The organism is Fictibacillus sp. NRS-1165, assembly GCF_050468105.1.
Taxonomy (GTDB): Bacteria; Bacillota; Bacilli; order Bacillales; family Fictibacillaceae; genus Fictibacillus_C; species Fictibacillus_C terrinigri.
Genome location: NZ_JBDPNU010000124.1, coordinates 1 through 1,776, shown reverse-complemented (window position 1 = coordinate 1,776; position 1,776 = coordinate 1). Strand labels below are relative to the sequence as shown.

The 1,776-nt window shown below is 45.8% G+C and carries 1 protein-coding gene; it reads right to left on the bottom strand.

The features are described from left to right. The coding region (locus ABHN01_RS24925; protein ID WP_429877779.1) for a propanediol/glycerol family dehydratase large subunit at positions 1-1,330 on the bottom strand (1,330 nt) is incomplete at its 3' end. Positions 1,331-1,776 lie beyond the last annotated feature (446 nt).

Sequence of the window (1,776 nt, the reverse complement as noted above, 5' to 3'; positions counted from 1 at the left end):
TTGCATAAGTAGCCGCTTCAACCTCTTCATCTGTAATCACGGGGAATCCCAATTCTTCAAAAATGGCCTGCATCGCTTTGGCTGCCTGATAACGTGCCTCGATAACGGTTTCTTCATCCACCGGCTTTAAGCCGCCGTCGACCATCATGTCCCGCTGAATAATCAAATAATCATCGAGGTCGCTGGAATCCATATTCGATCCCGCAAACATATCTTCGTTATTTGGCACGGCACTAAATCCAGAGAAAATAAAATCTGTACCAGGTAGCATTTGCGTAAGCATTTTTGCACTACGCCTGATTTCTGAATGTGAAAAGGTTTGGTCATTCCCGGAAGCAACTTCCATGTCAAACAAGGTCGTAGCAAGATTTTCCGCCAAAACCGCGCGAAGCCCGCTCGGCACGGACGCCGGAATTCCGATACAGCTGATGGAACCGTTTTGCAGTCCCTGAACGCCTGCCCCTTTTGCCATCATGATGCAGCGAATTTCCAAGTAAAGCATGGACTTTCCTTCAGCCCCGGCCATTTGCACCTCTGACCCGGTTCCGGAGGTAAACCGCATCTTGGCTCCGCGGGATGCGTATGCAGATGCTAAAAATGATTTAGACCACGGTGTATCATCTCCGTCAATGAAAACAGGCTCTGTGCCGTAAATAGAAATCGTTTCCGCGTACGAAGTCAGCCCAAGCATTGCCAGTCTCAGCTCCGTCGCTTCCTCCAATGAATCCTGGGTTAAGATTCCCATCCTGGCAGTTTGAGATCCTACAAGCAGAGCCAAAGCATTAAACGGTGCGTACCTTACAACCCCGACTGTTGTTTCCTGCTCATCAAATCCATAAATCCCCGCTTCCGCCGCATCTGCGGCCATCAGGACAGGGTTATCCCTTACATTGGTTACATGGCATTGATTTGCTGGTGTTTTCCTTGCCCTCATTTTCTGCAGGGCCATCATCATTTCCACAACATTCATATGGTTGAGAACTTCGAGCACTTTTGCAGGGCTCATTCCCCTGGTCAAATCCAGAACCTCTCCCCGTGACACATTGATATCGACAAGCTTACGGGCAATTTCTACACTATCCATAGCCACAACTTTCTCAGTCACACTCGCATCAATCGTATAATCCGCGATAAATTGGTCCAGCATATCGAACTCTTCACGCTGTTTCCCATCCAACTCTACAATCCTGCCATTCATTACTTTCACAGAAGGCTTTGGATCATTTGGGCTGGACATCGCAACAAACCCCATCTCGGGCCATTCCGTAACAAATCCATCATTATTCACAGGTCTTTGTTCCAAGATTTCAAATCGTTTTGAACGCTTCATGGAATTATCCCTCTTTTCAATACGTGATTAAGAATGAAAACAATCTTTCCAACTGGTATCTATTATAATTTTCTGACAATGATTAGTCTCTGGAGATTTTTTACCTTCATTAGCACTTTCTATACTTTTCATTAAGGACAACTGTTATTTTATGCTTGTTAAATTTGCACGCATCATTTCACCTAACGGGGAAGGGATCGGCTGCCATCTTTGTATTCGGCCAGACTACCCTGATTGTATTCAGGAATGCCGGGGCAAGGTCTGTATGACAATGTCCGTGCCTCATAAGTCCATTTCTCTAGGACCTTTTTGATTGATTCGCTACTACGCCCCCTTGTCACCTGGCAGATTTCGACGGTTTGATAGTCAGCAATCTAAATGGCATATTTATGTCCCTTCTGAATTGAAAAATCGTCAATCGATATGAGGGCAGACCTTTTCCATTC